The organism is Reichenbachiella sp. (assembly GCF_039969095.1).
GTDB lineage: Bacteria > Bacteroidota > Bacteroidia > Cytophagales > Cyclobacteriaceae > Reichenbachiella.
In genome coordinates, this window is the sequence record NZ_JBDVOL010000010.1 from 190409 (window position 1) to 204495 (window position 14087).

A 14087-nucleotide genomic window follows, 5' to 3' on the forward strand; every position below is an offset into this window, starting at 1 on the left:
AAGTGATTTTACCCCCAATTAAGGAGGGGCATTTTAAAATAATTTATAAGAAAGGTACTCAAAAAAATTCCTGAGTAAGAACTAGAAGGTTTCTCCAATTTGAAAGCTAATACTCCAGTCGTCTATGCCCACACCTGCATCAAGGCCGACGTTCATATGATTTTTTGGAAATACATTGATGCGGAATCCGCCACCGACTGATGGAAGTAATTTGCCATTGTCAGCACTTATGTTTTTATTATGTACCATCGCCATGCCGGCAAATCCAACTAAGCCAAATCGCTCCGTAGGATTCCACCGATACTCACCTTGGAGTGCATAGAGTTGTTCACCTCTGTATTCTCCTTGAGAATAGCCTCTCAGATCTTTTCCTCCTAAAATAAATTGCTGATTGAAGTCTAAATCACCAATGCCAATTCCCAGAAACAATCTAGCAGCAATAATATCTTTGTTTTGTCGGGCACTGAAATACTGATTGTGGTCAATGGTGATTTTATTCGAAGATGTTTCATTACCAAAAAAATCAGGATAGAAATTGTAATTAAAATTAGTGAGATAGCCTGCTCTGGGATAGTACACATCGTCTCGTTTGTCGTAAGACCAAATCAGTTTCCCTCCGTGCAAGGTGGTATACGCTGTGGGAGCATTCTCCACATCATAGGCTGTGGCAAAGTGCGTGAAGACATATCCAAGACCAGCATACATCGACGGGGCTACTTTTCGCTGTATATCTACGCTCAGGTAGTCGAGGCCAGTACTGTAATCGATACTTTCGGGAGCACTTGGTAGATCTGGGTAAAACTGAAAATTGACGTTCCCAGTAACCGCTGCAGCAGTCACTCTGTAGGTGTCTTCTTTTAAATAGAATTTACCAAAAAACCCGCCCATCCAGGTTTCATTGGACGTGCGCAGGATGATGCCTCCGGTCAATGATTGAGGAGAAATGGTATCTTTTTTATTGATAGTGTACATCGCCATGGGTATCAAACCATACGAAAACCCGAGGCTACGATCATAGTTTACATAGGGAATGGGTAAGAAACTGAAATTTTTGGTGCTGTCGGATCGGGAACCTGCAGCTCCCATCAATTGGCTGTGACTTAGGTGGCAAGAAACTAGTAGGACTGCTAGGAGGGAGATGTACTTCTTCAAATCTTTTAGTTAAATCATGTTTTGATTAGATAAATATAGACTGATATACTGAACCAGAGGAAGGACCATGTAAGGTTTATTCAATTGTAGGATTGATTTGTTGAAGTCGAGTAGTGGTGAGGGTTCGAGATTGCCGCGTCGCCTGATTTGTCTTTCGTCAAATCATTCTCCTCGCAATGACGGCAGTAAGTATGAATGGAGGTATCTACAATCGAGGCCAGCTCAAATCCTTCATTACGAGGAAATTGGAGGCGACCGACGGCCTTCTTTTACACTCTTTTTTTCCCGTCATTGCGAGGAGGTTGGAAACCGACGTGGCAATCCCATTTGGTCTTCTACTGCCACTTGTCTTTGATCTTATCTCAAAAATCCTTCTTATCCGCCAATCTCAATAGATTCAAAACCGGCACCAAAGCCCAAATAAACAAAGCCAAAAAGGAAAGCACAGCTCCAAGTCCAGAGCCAAAGAACTTCTGAAAGATCGCACCGGTATAGCCGAGTAAAGCAGCAATGTCTAGTTTGAGCAAAATCAAAATTCTAGACAAATCAATCGGGTTGGCAATGCTGGCGATGAGCGCAAACTGATCTAGCGGATAGTCTTTGAAAACCATCAACAATATCATAAAGATGCCATCGTACATGACAGCCAAAAACAGCCATAATAGTATAGCATAACTGAAACCCTTGATTCTGTTTTCATTGGCTAAGGCAATGTTGATGGCCAGCCCAACAAATATGAATGTGAGGAAGGTGCCTGTGATAATCAACAAAGCAAAATTCCAGAATTCAGAAGACTGACTGACTCCGTAAATGAAAAACGGAATCCCCAAACCCAAAATCAAACTCAGCGATAAAGAAGTGGCGATACCTAAATATTGTCCTAAGAAGATGGTACGTCGTCTGATGGGCTGCGCCAGTAGCAGTTCGGTAAATTCCCTTGCGCTGTAGTGATACATGATACCGAAAATAGTGCCTATCATGGGGGAGAGTACCACGATGATGTTCATCAATGTAATCACAGCTTTGGAGATATTACTATTCAAAAACAGCAATACAAACCCTAGAAGCAGATAAAAAGCAAAATAGACATAACTCCAGCGACTTCTGGCCAGATCGTAAAAGCTATATTTTAGAATCTTAATCATTTTAATATTTGAGCTATGGCGTGTTCTAAATCGGTTTGTTTCGTCTCCTTTTTCAATTGATCCAGACTGCCTTTGAAATATATTTTACCATCCAGTAAGAATACAATCTCATCAGAAAGTTCCTCTACGAGATTCATGATGTGCGTGGTGATCAAAAAGGTTTTTCCTTTGGCTTTCTCTTCTTGAATGAGCTCTTTGAGCTGGATGAGAGCAACCGGGTCCAATCCTGCCGTAGGTTCGTCGAGGATATATAGTTCGCAGTCGAACATAAAAGTGAGTACCAAATTCACTTTTTGTCTGGTGCCTCCAGATAGATTACCGAGCTTTTTGTTCATAAAGGACCACATTCCAAATCGATCCAACAACGGATTTTCATTGGATGCTTGCTCACGAATGGATTTGATCATCTCAATGACTTCTTGCACCGTGAGATTGTCTGGAAACCTGGCAATTTGCGGTAAGTACCCGATTTGATTGCGATACTTCCAGGCTCGGAGTGTAGACACTCCATTGAGTTGAATGTCTCCCTGCTGAGGCAGTACCATGCCCAAGATGCTTTTGAGCAGTGTAGTTTTACCCGAACCATTAGGTCCAAGTACGGCGAAGATGCCTGGTTTATCTATACTTAGACTGACGCCATCCAATACCTGGAGCTGATCGAAATTTTTCTTTATTTGCTCTATTTGTATCATAGGAGTTGTTGCATAGCTGGTGAAGGGTCTAGCAAATTGTCTGGAGTAAATACTGGAGAAACCTTCTCAGAAAAATTGATGATATCTACAAAAAGACTTCTAAGTAGGACTATGGACTCTGGACACTGCCCAATAATGTATGAAAAGAGTTTCACAGGCCGGTAGGGCACATCTCCAATACCATCTCTATCCAAGTCATAGCCTGAGTATCCACTCCAATGGTTGTGCGTGAATTCATTGTCATTCATCTTGCTATTGTAAGCGATGTCCAGTGCGTTGTTAATGAAATTGTTGTCAATGAATCGGTTGGTGTAACATCCACCAGAGACTTTAATTCCCCAGCCATTATTTAGAAATTGATTTTTTTGGTAGTTAATTCTTCCCGTGCCTTCGAGGAATATGGCGATGGTGTTTTCGTCGAACACGTTGCCCGTGACTTCTGCATCATAGATCTCTTTGAGCAAAAGCCCATAAGAAGCGGTTCCCCAGTTTTTGGCGAACGTGTTTTCCTTCATGATGATGAATTTAGAAAACATCACTGCCACACCAGCTCCATTGTGATGAAAATTATTTCCCGTGTATTCGTCTTGATTAGAAAACATGAAATGCAGGCCATAACGTACATTGTGATGACTGTTGTTGTTCTTTACCACACTTTCCGTGACGAACTCAAAATAGATACCATCCCGAAGGCCATAGGTTTCATTGTCTCGGATTTCCACATTGGAGCAGTGCCAGAGGTGGATGCCATTGCCAGAGTCTGTTTCAGTTTCTGTCTGGCTCGAAATGGTATTGTTTGCGATTAGGCCATGATGAGATTTTTCGATAAGGAAACCGAAGTAGGGCTGAATTACGTGGTTGTCTTTCAGTACAAAGTGATTCACTTTATGGGCATAGATCGCTGCATAGTCTTTGGTGAAACTCTTACCCGCATGGATAAAAGTGAGTCCTATGATGTGCACACTGTCGGATTTTAAATGAAGGACATGGCTGGTTAGATTACCATCCAGAATGGCGTCTTTTTCTCCAATCAAAGTGAGTGGTTTATCAACAATCACTTCTTCCGAAAGATAAGTGCCTGATTGAATCAATAAGGTATCGCCAGGAGTAGCTTTTTTGACAGCTGAAGCCAATTGATCATTGGGGCAAGTCTTGCACACCTGGATCGTGTTTGCACATACGAATGATGTACTTGCCAGAATAAATATAATCGTAAATAAGCGTTTCATCTTTTGAAATTATTTCGCAAGGGATTTCACTTCGTTCCAACTCAGTGCTTGATCTCCTGGGCTGTTAGAAAGCTCGTCTCGATTTGTTTTTTTGGCGAATGCCGAAAGATTGGCTCCCATCGGACTAGGAATAGAGTTGCTGATTAAATAATAGGCGTTTTGTGCGTCGATTAGCTGCTTAGGATTCAAATAATCCGTGACTAGAATAGTGGCTAGTTCTTCTTCTTTCCACTGATTCAAACTACTGGCCATGCACTCAATCGCATCGAATGAATAAGTTCTGCCTTTTTTGGTCATGAGTTGAGCGGCATGCTGCTGATCTACGATAGTCATTTTGCATGCATGGCAACTTGTAGTGCCATATTCTATGGCTACAGGTGTGCTATTGCAGCTAACTAATAAAAGAAAGAAAATAAAAAAGTGTGTTGGCCTGATCATGTTTGATAACTGTTATGTTTCGACCGTTTGTTCTTCCTTTCTTGCAACGAAGAAGGCGGCTAAAGAGATAAACATGCCTCCAAAAAGGCAATAAGCTCCACTCATAGGTAATGAAATGGCATTAAAATTCAAAATCATTTTGGAGCCAATCAATGGTGGCTGATAAGCCATTGGCTGTCCTTTCTCATCCAAGAATTTGATAGCAGCATTTTCCTTCAGGTTATGCCCATATTCATATTCCCATTTGTAGAAATCGTACATACCAGCAGTACCCAACAAACTCATGATAATGAACCAAGTCAGAAATAGTTTTTTGTTTCCTATCAGCCCAAAGATTACCCCGAGTACGGCCATAGCAATTATCACCGGAGGGAATATATCAAACTCTGCCATTTCGGTAGGAATGTCCTTCATTCCCACATAGTGATTCATCAAGTTGATATTTTTAATATCGTTTGGGTTGTGGTCGGTAATTTTATTGATCCAGATATCCATGCCGATGGCTTCCGGATATTGTGGTGCTTCGAGTGTGATGTTCCAAAGTGGAAATACAAAGAGTAGGAGGATCATCAACGAACCCACGATCATCATTAATTTGGATAGTTTCATTTTTATTTTGTTTGCGATGGATAAAAGGAGAAAATGTAGGGGAGCGAACCTTAGCGAAAGCGCCCCCCTATAACCAACACTTACTTACTCTCCATCGAGCGTCCAGCTCAATTCTATATCAGAATTTTTTGGAGATACTCTCACATATCCTTGCATTTCTTGGTGAAGGGCAGAGCAGAAGTCTGTACAGTAGAATGGCCATACGCCTTCTCCTTTTGGTGTCCAGGCAAAAGTCTCAGTCTGTCCCGGCATAATCAGTAGTTCGGAGGTATTTGCCCCGATCATTGCGACACCGTGTGGCACATCGTAATCCTGTTCCAGGTTGGTCACATGGAAGTATACTTTGTCACCCATTTTTACCCCTTCGATATTATCTGGAGCAAAGTGGCTACGAATCATAGTCATGTAGACATGCACGGTGTTGCCATCTCGTACTACTTTGGCATCTTTTTCTGACTTTGTAACAAATGGATGCTCGTTCTCTTCTAGTTTATAGATTTTCTTAGAATTTGGTTTGATCAAATCCGCAGGAATACCAGCAGCATAGTGCGGCTCTCCAATCGTAGGGAAGTCAAGTAGCAATTCCATTTTTTCACCTGAGATGTCATAGAGCTGAGCAGATTGAGTCACTTCCGGACCAGTAGGTAAGTATCTGTCCTTGGTGATTTTGTTCATGGCGATCAGGTATTTCCCGAATGGTTCTTGTGAGTTGCCACCAGGGATCATCAAGTGACCAACAGAGTAATAAGTAGGCTTTCTGTCGATTACTTCCCAAGTACCCAATTTCCATTTTACTACCTCAGAAGAGATAAAGAAAGTGGTGTAAGCATTGCCTCTATTATCAAACTCAGTGTGCAATGGACCTAAACCTGGTTGAACTACTACGCCCGCCAATACATCTTCAAAATTTAAGATTGGAATACCATAAGCTTCACCATCGAATTTTTCGTTTTCGATCGCGTCCATCATTTTAGTGAACGAGTGAACAGTGACGTTAGCGGATAATTTACCACTACCTACGATGTACTCACCAGATGGATCTACATCACATCCGTGAGGAGACTTAGGCATTGGCATGAAATACACCAATCCAGGGCACTTGGCAGGATCCAGAATTTTTACTTCTTTTTCCCATTTGGTAGTGGCCATATGTGTTTTTTCATCATACACGTTGTGCGCATAGTTGGTCTCCATGGTAGTGAAGTTGCCTTGAGCGATATACTCTTCTGCTTTTTTCCAATTGATAGCTGCTACAAAATCCTTGTCGTTTTGAGAAGCGTTCACTTCCATCAAAGTGTTGGCTTCTTCTGTATTATATGTGGTAAAGAAGAACCAGCCATGAGATTTACCTCTACCTGGGTGAGCTTTATCATAGTCGAATCCAGGCATCATCACTTGAAATTCGATATTCATTTCACCTGATTCCTGATCCACTTTCAAGAATGACATGGCACCTTTGAAGTTGCCTTTGTAATCAGCTATGGGCATGTCTCTTTGAGGAACGGGTACAGAAAATCGTGTGCCTGCCACTACGTATTCGGTGTTGTCAGTTACGTAAGATGAGCTGTGATTACCCGCTGAGTTTGGAATCTCAATGGTTTCTACTGTCTCGAACGTAGTTAAATCGATACGTGCGATTCTTGGTGTATTGTTTTCATTGATAAATACCCATCTTCCATCTAGTTTTCCATTCGTTTGGGAAATGTCTGGATGGTGAGAATCACCCCATGGGATAAAACCATAAGAGGTATTTAACAAAGCTTTGGTTTCTTCATTAAAACCATAAGCTTTTTCAGCATCTACTGAGAATACAGGAATATTTTTGAAAATTCTTCCAGATGGTAAACCAATAACCGAAAGTTGGCCATTGAATCCTCCAGAGATGAAACCGTAGAATTCATCATGCTCTCCCGGCGCTACGAATGAACGTGAGGCTAAATCACCGCTCAAGGCACCGCTATTTTCATTGCCTCCTGGCTGGCATCCTACTGCAAAAAGTAAGATGGCGCTTGCCAAAATGCTTGTTATGTTTTTGATATTCATTTTATGTTCGTTTAATTGATGATTTATAATATGATTTTGTCCACCACATTGATGACTCCATTGGTAGTTTGAATTGTGCCTAATATTTTAGAGCCAGCGATAAAAACGTCATCACCTTCTACCGTTACTTCCAGGTATTGCCCAGTGGCAGTATAGATTTTACGACCTTTTCTGGCCTCTTTCTTAAGTGCTTCTATGTCGTAGGAACCTGGCGCCGCATGTCCAGTAAGAATATTGGCGAGTTTTGATTTATTTTCTGGTTTTAACAAATCATCTACAGTGCCTTCTGGTAAAGCAGCAAAAGCGTCATTAGTAGGTGCAAAAACAGTCAGTGGACCCGCATTGACTAATACGTGTTCTATTTCCGCTGCTTGCACAGCTGCTACGAGTGTGCTGTGAGCTTCAGAGCCAATAGCTACTTGTAAAATATTGGCTTCGGATACATTGTCTTCTACAGAGGCTTGCCCTTTAGGGTGAGAAGCTGCAGATTCTGGTTCTTCCACAGCTACAGAATTGCTTTCAATGTTCTTATTGTTGCATCCTATGGTAGCGAATACCATAATTGCAAGTAGTAGTTTGCTGAATAGACGAGTTTTCATGGTGTTTTTGTTAGTTGTAAAGTCTTATTATAGTGTTCGGAAGTATTCCAAAACCGCTCTTGCTTCATCTTCAGTTAGGTTTTGATTGGCCATTGGAGATCCATTAAACTCAATGAGTAGCTGCTTGGCCAAGGGGTCTTTTTGAACCATCTCATCTGGGTTCAAAATCATGTTCATGACCCATGCAGGATTTCTTCGTTTTAATATGTCCTTTGGAGAAGGGCCAATGAATTTTTTATTCACTTTGTGACAAGCTGTGCATTTTGACTCAAAGATGGTTTTACCTTCTTCAGCCTTGGTCTGATCAATATCTGCAGGTATTTCGAATGCGGCTACTGGCCCAATTCCGTTATATTTTTGATACTCTTTTTCAAGTTCAGCTAGTGATTTTGGCGCTTTCTTAGCGTATTTATCTTTTACACTTTCGCTACTGCTTTTTTCACTGCCACATGCGCTAAATAATAGGAGGAGACCGATGATAGGATATACTAACTTTTTCATAGTTCGTTGAATTGTTTTTTAGTAAAAATATGGTTAGTAGGCAGGTCAAAATATGACAGATGTCAGTTTTGAAGCAGAGAGATATCACTTAATAAAAAGGATGATCGGGATATTTCGATTTTGTCATAATTCAAGTAGAATAGACTTAGTGATAGATTATTATCATAATGGCAATAAAACACCAGTATAATTGAATAATATATCAGAATTATTACCTATTACTTAGTACGTTTGCAACGCGCTAGCGCCCATAATGCAACTAACCCAAAAATTGTATTTCTATTGAAGTATAAATAAGCATGAAATGGTAATTGGTGTAGTGAAATGTAAGGAGGAACATCTGGTGGCACTAGTCCCACAGGTGGCTACCAAATTGATTAAAGACGAGTTTCAAATCGTGATTGAAGCCGGAGCTGGAAAAGCATCTGGTTACAGCGATGAACTTTATGAATCATCAGGCGCAGTCATTTCATCAAGAAATGAAGTCCTTTCCAAATCCGATGTCATTCTTACTGGCACCAGCATTCCTAAATCAGATATTGATCAAATCAAATCCAAAGCACTTCTCGTTGGAAAATTCAACGGAAGAGTAGAGTCTGAATTAATCACCAATCTCAAATCATCCAAAGCACTGGTTTTTAGCCTGGATTTATTGCCGAGATCTACCATTGCACAATCTATGGACGTGCTTTCATCATTGGCTTCGCTATCTGGTTACAAAGCCGTAGTGACTGCAGCTGATGAGTTTGCAGGTTATTTTCCTATGATGACTACCTCTGCTGGCACAATTCCTCCAGCACGGGTATTAGTACTTGGAGCCGGGGTGGCTGGATTGCAAGCCATTGCTACTGCCAAAAGGCTAGGAGCTATAGTAGAAGCATTCGATGTGAGAACCGCCGTAAGAGAAGAAGTACGGAGTTTGGGGGCCAAATTCATCGAAGTTGAAGGAGCTCAGGAAGATAGTGCTGCTGGCGGATATGCAGTAGAGCAATCCGATGAATACATAGCCAAGCAAAAAGGACTTATCCACGATACAGCAGTAAAGTCTGATGTGGTAATCACCACGGCCAATATTCCAGGAAGAAAGGCTCCCATACTGATAGAGAACCGTACAGTGAATGCTATGAAACAGGGAAGTGTGATTGTAGATATGGCCTCTGCGAGTGGAGGAAATTGTGAATTATCGAAAGACAATCAGACAGTAGATATAGATGGTGTTAAAATCATTGGCGATGCAAAATTGTACAATCAGATGGGCAAACAAGCGAGCTTGTTGTACAGCAACAATATTTACAATTTCTTGAAATACATTCTCAAAGAAGGCAAGGAGAATTTGCCGTATGACAGTGAGATTGTCAGCCAGTCATTGTTGAAAGTAGAAGAGAATTCTGCTGTATCCGCCTAATCATTATTAAAATTCAGAAAACATGTTAGAGATATTAGATTATCTGAAGGAGCACGTGCTCATGATCAACCTTTTAATTATCACCATTTACTTGGGGTTTGAGGTCATTTCAAAAGTGCCTACCGTATTGCATACACCATTGATGTCAGGGTCGAATGCGATCAGTGGGATTGTTATTGTTGGGGCCATCATACTTGTCAGACAAGCGACTTCGGATGATTATCTGACTTTGAGTTTGGGAGCCTTAGGAATTGTATTAGGTACCATCAATGTAGTAGGCGGTCATGCAGTGACCAATCGTATGTTGGAAATGTTTAAGAAGAAATAAGATGCAGTACATCGAGTTATTATATATAGTCTCAACGATCCTTTTAATCATTGGATTGAGAAAACTGAGCAGCCCATCGACGGCTAGAAATGGAAATGTGATTGCAGCTTTAGGCATGGGCTCCGCCATTTTGGTGGCTATATTCAGTCCAATGGCTAATGATCAGGGTAATCTATTGTATATTTTCGCTGCTATAGTTGTTGGTTCTATCATTGGATTGGTGTATTCCAAGAAAGTAGAAATGACTGGCATCCCGGAATTGGTTTCTGTTTTCAATGGATTTGGTGGTGCATGTGCAGTTAGTATTTCTATCCTTGAAGCCTACAAGTTTGATGCATCTTCCTCCTACGGGTTGATGGCGACTACCTACATGGCCTTGTTCATAGGAGGAGTGGCATTTACCGGTAGTTTGATTGCTTATGGTAAGCTTGCAGGTAAAGTGAAAGATTGGAGGAGTGCAATTTCTGCATATTTCAATCTGATCTGGTTGGTGTTGTGTTTGGGATTAATCATTTTCCAAGTGGCTCATCCTACTGTCTATCAATATTTACCTCTAGTTATTCTCATTGTTTCACTCATTTATGGATTGACTTTCGTTTTGCCCATCGGTGGGGCAGATATGCCAGTGGTCATTTCATTATTGAATGCTTTGACTGGCATTGCTGCCGCATTGGCTGGTTTGGTCTATGGCAATATGGTCATGCTTCTTGGTGGGGTGTTGGTAGGCTCTTCAGGGGCCATACTTACCGTTCTGATGTGTCAGGCCATGAATCGCTCATTGATCAATGTGGTGGTAGGTGGATTTGGAGCTTCAGCGTCTGCTGTAGCTACTGATCAAGGCGATATTAAAGAAACCACAGCCAACGATACGGCTATCATGATGCGGTATGCGCAAAACGTAATGGTGATTCCGGGTTATGGAATGGCGGTCGCACAGGCACAAAAAGCTTGTAAGGAATTGGATAAGAATCTGACCTCCCGAGGTGTGAATGTAAATTATGCCATTCACCCAGTCGCGGGTCGCATGCCAGGGCATATGAACGTACTTTTGGCTGAAGCGGATGTACCGTACAACAAGTTGATCGATCTGGACGATGCCAATGGCATGTTGTCTGATACAGATGTGTGTCTGGTAGTTGGAGCCAATGACGTAGTGAATCCATCTGCCTTGGATGATCCTGGTAGCCCTATTTATGGGATGCCAGTATTGGAAATTCTAAATTCTAAAAATGTGGTAGTATTGAAAAGAGGGATGAGCAAAGGTTATTCGGGCATTGAAAACCCGCTATTCTTTCATGATAAAACCAAAATGCTTTTCGGTGATGCCAAAGACACCATTGAGACTTTGAACAATGAGGTGAAGGTGATGGATTAATGTTTGATTCCTAAACTCTTCCAAGGTATCAAGTTTGGAATGGTGCATATGGAAGTGTAATTGACCCATCCAGCGAAAAATCAAGTGCTAACCAACGTGCATTTTTTAATTTGCTTGAAAATGAAGTTCAATGCGATATACTTTTTACATATTCTTATTTTCTATTGTTGCTCAAAGTTGCACACAAAATCCAACCTTGTACACGGCATCCGACTATGCTTTTGTAGGTGACTTTACTCAAGGCTTGGAAGGCCCTGCAGTAGATACTCAAGGCAATCTATTCTTTGTAAACCCTGAAAGAAATGGCACAATAGGCAAGGTAGACGCAAAAGGAAAATTTGAAATTTACATCGATAGTTTACCTGAGGGGAGTGTGGCCAATGGCATTAGGTTCAATCAAGAAGGATTGATGTTTTTAGCAGACTATGTGAATCATAATGTACTGACTATTGATCCAATACACAAAGAAGTGGTTGTATATGCTCATGATAGCACACTCAATCAGCCCAACGATATGGCCATTGCCAGCAATGGCACCTTATATGCTAGTGACCCTAACTGGGCAGAAAGTACAGGTAAGCTTTGGTGTATCAATCAAGACGGTGTTTTTGTTCTGCTAGAATCTAATACGGGTACAACCAATGGTGTAGAAGTGGCTCCTGGTGATAGTATATTGTATGTCAATGAAAGCGTTCAGCGAAAAATTTGGGCATATGATTTATCTGAAAATGGAGAAATATCGAATAAAAGACTGGTCATTGAATTTCCTGATCATGGATTGGATGGAATGCGTTGCGACATGGAGGGGAATCTTTATGTAGCTCGATATGGTAAAGGAGTGATTGCGATTATTTCGCCGAAAGGAGAATTGATCAAAGAAGTCAAACTCAAAGGTCAGAAACCCACCAATATAGCTTTTGGTGGACCTAAAGGTAAGACCTGTTATGTCACTTGTCAGGATCGAGGTTATATCGAAACTTTTGAAACGGAATCGGTTGGGAGAAGCTGGTCTCTATTCCAATAGTTAGTTTTATTTCTTCAAATTCTCTTTGACGATTTTTCTACCTTCAATTGAAACTAAAATGGCTTAAATCGGTACATTTAAGTCATGTATGTATCCATCACCCGACTTAAGCTCAAATCCATTTGGCTATTGCCTAGGTTTGCGAGGCAGTCCAATAAAGCCGCCCAACAGGCTAAAGCTGCTCCTGGTAATTTAAAAGTGAAATTATCCAATCGCTGGTTTAGGTACTTTTATACCATTACACATTGGAATTCAAAGCAAGCCATGCAACAGTTCATGATCAATGGAGATCATAAAGAGGCTATGCAACATTGGAATAAATATGCCTCAGAGGTTAAGGCACATGGATATGAAACAGATCAACCCCCGAACTGGAAAGATGCTCGATTAATAATGGAGAATGAAGGCAGAACTACCAATTGATTAGCCATGAATAGAATCGACAGATTGACCGCTATCATGCTCAAGTTGCAAAGCAAAAGACATGTCACCATCGATGACATTTCCGATCACTTTGACATCAGCGAAAGAACGGTTTTTAGAGATATTAAGGCACTTGGAGAAGCTGGCGTGCCTATTGGTTTTGAAAAGGAAAAAGGTTACTTCATTGTTGAAGGTTATTACATTCCGCCAGTGATGTTTACGAAGGAAGAGGCTGGGGCAATTTTGCTAGCGGGCAAATTATTAGAAAGACAAGGTGATAAATCTCTGGTTGATCAGTTTGAAAATGCACTTACAAAAGTGAGAGCTGTTCTGAAGAATACGCAAAAGGATTATGTACAAGATCTGGAGAAGTACATAGAAATAGTCTCTCCATCCATTCCAGTCGAAAAAGCATTTCCAGACCTGTTTCTAAATGACATCAAAAATGCTCTGGTTTCACATCAGGTATTGTCATTTGAATATTACGCTAATTACAGCGATACTTATTCTTCTAGGGAAGTAGAACCCTTAGGCATTTGTCATTATGCCAACCATTGGCATTTGATAGCCTTCTGCCGTATGCGAAATGGGGTAAGAGATTTCCGCACGGACAGGATTACGAAGCTTCAATTGCTAGATCAACACTTTGACCCTTCTCTTCGTGATGATTTTAAAGAGCACATTTTTGTGAGACAAATGCAGCAAGATGTAAGTGAGATCAAAATTTTGTTTGCCAAGAAAGTGGCTCGTATCATCGGAGATCAGAGATATTACTATGGCTTTATAGACGAGAAAAAAACTGAAGCAGGTGTAGAAATGACCTTCATGGTAGGAGAGTGTGAATATTTTGCCCGCTGGCTACTGATGTTCACAGACTCGGCTCAAATTCTCAATTCCCCTGAGCTTGAAAATCAAATGCAGCAACTGATTGAAAAATTGACTTGTCATTATTCGCCAGTTTTTTCGTGATTCGGAATTCAATTTTGAAAAAAGTGGTAATCATGTAATCTAAAACGGTTGCATAATATAAGATATCCATGGTCAATTGTTGTTTATATCATTAATAAGTCTTCGAAAGACTTCAATTCTCTTGGATTTTAATTTTATAATGTTAAAATTTAAGT

At 40.9% G+C, this 14087-nt stretch carries 15 protein-coding genes; 6 read left to right on the forward strand and 9 right to left on the reverse strand.

The window, feature by feature from the left end; all coding sequences use genetic code 11:
* Positions 1-81: 81 nt before the first annotated feature.
* The 9 genes from ABJH98_RS04155 to ABJH98_RS04195 all read right to left on the reverse strand — a co-directional run bounded on the left by ABJH98_RS04155 (position 82) and on the right by ABJH98_RS04195 (position 8408).
* Complete coding sequence (locus tag ABJH98_RS04155; RefSeq protein ID WP_348306370.1) at positions 82-1152, reverse strand: BamA/TamA family outer membrane protein; 1071 nt, start codon at positions 1150-1152, stop codon at positions 82-84.
* A 362-nt stretch (positions 1153-1514) separates the two neighbouring features.
* Entirely contained in the window at positions 1515-2297 is a 783-nt protein-coding gene (locus ABJH98_RS04160) for an ABC transporter permease (RefSeq protein WP_348306371.1), read from the reverse strand.
* Entirely contained in the window at positions 2294-2989 is a 696-nt protein-coding gene (locus ABJH98_RS04165) for an ABC transporter ATP-binding protein (RefSeq protein ID WP_348306372.1), read from the reverse strand. The genes ABJH98_RS04160 and ABJH98_RS04165 overlap by 4 nt, the downstream gene beginning before the upstream one ends.
* Positions 2986-4218 (reverse strand): nitrous oxide reductase family maturation protein NosD, encoded by a 1233-nt coding sequence (locus ABJH98_RS04170; protein WP_348306373.1) that lies wholly within the window; start codon positions 4216-4218, stop codon positions 2986-2988. Before ABJH98_RS04170 ends, ABJH98_RS04165 begins: the two co-directional genes overlap by 4 nt.
* Before the next feature lie 9 nt (positions 4219-4227).
* A complete protein-coding gene (locus tag ABJH98_RS04175; protein WP_348306374.1) occupies positions 4228-4656 on the reverse strand; it encodes a nitrous oxide reductase accessory protein NosL in 429 nt (142 codons plus the stop codon).
* Positions 4657-4668: 12 nt separating this feature from the next.
* The gene (locus ABJH98_RS04180; protein WP_348306375.1) at positions 4669-5265 is read right to left on the reverse strand and encodes a hypothetical protein; all 597 of its coding nucleotides are present in this window, start codon (positions 5263-5265) and stop codon (positions 4669-4671) included.
* Positions 5266-5349: 84 nt separating this feature from the next.
* On the reverse strand, positions 5350-7308 hold the full coding sequence (gene nosZ, locus ABJH98_RS04185; protein ID WP_348306376.1) for a Sec-dependent nitrous-oxide reductase: 1959 nt from the start codon (positions 7306-7308) through the stop codon (positions 5350-5352).
* A gap of 23 nt (positions 7309-7331) precedes the next feature.
* Complete coding sequence (locus tag ABJH98_RS04190) at positions 7332-7907, reverse strand: fasciclin domain-containing protein (RefSeq protein ID WP_348306377.1); 576 nt, start codon at positions 7905-7907, stop codon at positions 7332-7334.
* A gap of 27 nt (positions 7908-7934) precedes the next feature.
* Positions 7935-8408, reverse strand: coding sequence for a cytochrome c (locus tag ABJH98_RS04195; RefSeq protein WP_348306378.1), 474 nt, complete (start codon positions 8406-8408; stop codon positions 7935-7937).
* 304 nt (positions 8409-8712) lie between these two features.
* Between ABJH98_RS04195 and ABJH98_RS04200 the strand changes: the two genes are divergently transcribed.
* The 6 genes from ABJH98_RS04200 (at position 8713) to ABJH98_RS04225 (ending at position 13932) form a co-directional block, all read left to right on the forward strand.
* On the forward strand, positions 8713-9813 hold the full coding sequence (locus ABJH98_RS04200) for an NAD(P) transhydrogenase subunit alpha (RefSeq protein ID WP_348306379.1): 1101 nt from the start codon (positions 8713-8715) through the stop codon (positions 9811-9813).
* Between the two features lie 22 nt (positions 9814-9835).
* A complete protein-coding gene (locus ABJH98_RS04205; protein ID WP_348306380.1) occupies positions 9836-10141 on the forward strand; it encodes an NAD(P) transhydrogenase subunit alpha in 306 nt (101 codons plus the stop codon).
* A gap of 1 nt (position 10142) precedes the next feature.
* Complete coding sequence (locus ABJH98_RS04210) at positions 10143-11516, forward strand: NAD(P)(+) transhydrogenase (Re/Si-specific) subunit beta (RefSeq protein WP_348306381.1); 1374 nt, start codon at positions 10143-10145, stop codon at positions 11514-11516.
* A 130-nt stretch (positions 11517-11646) separates the two neighbouring features.
* Positions 11647-12540, forward strand: a complete 894-nt coding sequence (locus tag ABJH98_RS04215; protein WP_348306382.1) for an SMP-30/gluconolactonase/LRE family protein — start codon at positions 11647-11649, stop codon at positions 12538-12540.
* An 84-nt stretch (positions 12541-12624) separates the two neighbouring features.
* Positions 12625-12963, forward strand: coding sequence for a hypothetical protein (locus ABJH98_RS04220; RefSeq protein WP_348306383.1), 339 nt, complete (start codon positions 12625-12627; stop codon positions 12961-12963).
* 6 nt (positions 12964-12969) lie between these two features.
* The gene (locus tag ABJH98_RS04225) at positions 12970-13932 is read left to right on the forward strand and encodes a YafY family protein (RefSeq protein WP_348306384.1); all 963 of its coding nucleotides are present in this window, start codon (positions 12970-12972) and stop codon (positions 13930-13932) included.
* Positions 13933-14087 lie beyond the last annotated feature (155 nt).

Excerpts from the sequence above, each read along its gene's own strand:
- ABJH98_RS04160 (WP_348306371.1), bottom strand. The coding sequence starts at position 2,297 with ATGATTAAGATTCTAAAATATAGCTTTTACGATCTGGCCAGAAGTCGC.
- ABJH98_RS04165 (WP_348306372.1), bottom strand. The coding sequence starts at position 2,989 with ATGATACAAATAGAGCAAATAAAGAAAAATTTCGATCAGCTCCAGGTA.
- ABJH98_RS04170 (WP_348306373.1), bottom strand. The coding sequence starts at position 4,218 with ATGAAACGCTTATTTACGATTATATTTATTCTGGCAAGTACATCATTC.
- ABJH98_RS04175 (WP_348306374.1), bottom strand. The coding sequence starts at position 4,656 with ATGATCAGGCCAACACACTTTTTTATTTTCTTTCTTTTATTAGTTAGC.
- ABJH98_RS04180 (WP_348306375.1), bottom strand. The coding sequence starts at position 5,265 with ATGAAACTATCCAAATTAATGATGATCGTGGGTTCGTTGATGATCCTC.
- nosZ (WP_348306376.1), bottom strand. The coding sequence starts at position 7,308 with ATGAATATCAAAAACATAACAAGCATTTTGGCAAGCGCCATCTTACTT.
- ABJH98_RS04190 (WP_348306377.1), bottom strand. The coding sequence starts at position 7,907 with ATGAAAACTCGTCTATTCAGCAAACTACTACTTGCAATTATGGTATTC.
- ABJH98_RS04195 (WP_348306378.1), bottom strand. The coding sequence starts at position 8,408 with ATGAAAAAGTTAGTATATCCTATCATCGGTCTCCTCCTATTATTTAGC.
- ABJH98_RS04200 (WP_348306379.1), top strand. The coding sequence starts at position 8,713 with ATGGTAATTGGTGTAGTGAAATGTAAGGAGGAACATCTGGTGGCACTA.
- ABJH98_RS04205 (WP_348306380.1), top strand. The coding sequence starts at position 9,836 with ATGTTAGAGATATTAGATTATCTGAAGGAGCACGTGCTCATGATCAAC.
- ABJH98_RS04210 (WP_348306381.1), top strand. The coding sequence starts at position 10,143 with ATGCAGTACATCGAGTTATTATATATAGTCTCAACGATCCTTTTAATC.
- ABJH98_RS04215 (WP_348306382.1), top strand. The coding sequence starts at position 11,647 with ATGCGATATACTTTTTACATATTCTTATTTTCTATTGTTGCTCAAAGT.
- ABJH98_RS04220 (WP_348306383.1), top strand. The coding sequence starts at position 12,625 with ATGTATGTATCCATCACCCGACTTAAGCTCAAATCCATTTGGCTATTG.
- ABJH98_RS04225 (WP_348306384.1), top strand. The coding sequence starts at position 12,970 with ATGAATAGAATCGACAGATTGACCGCTATCATGCTCAAGTTGCAAAGC.